This is a genomic window from Stenotrophomonas sp. SrG (assembly GCF_050031795.1).
GTDB classification, from domain to species: domain Bacteria; phylum Pseudomonadota; class Gammaproteobacteria; order Xanthomonadales; family Xanthomonadaceae; genus Stenotrophomonas; species Stenotrophomonas rhizophila_A.
In genome coordinates, this window is record NZ_JBNBBE010000993.1 from 1 (window position 1) to 242 (window position 242).

The 242-nt window shown below is 78.1% G+C and carries 1 pseudogene; it reads left to right on the top strand.

The window, feature by feature from the left end:
- Positions 1–242, top strand: a pseudogene (locus ACQG3P_RS22465) (dienelactone hydrolase family protein); the annotation flags it as partial.

Here is a 242-nt window from a genome sequence, read left to right on the forward strand (position 1 = left end):
TGGGCCAGCCGACGGACAGTTACTACCGCGCACGCCCCGCGCACTTCCCGGACGACACGCCCACGGCGCCGGTCACGTCCCACTTCGGCGCGCAGGCCACGAGCACTCCGCCCGAGGCCAACCCGGCCCACCGCGAGCCGCATCCGCACCGCCCGGCCCCCGACCACCCGCCCACCTCCAGGGTCACCCCCCCCAGCCTGGACCCGGGGCCCCCCGACCCCAGCCTGGCGCCCCAGCTGGAC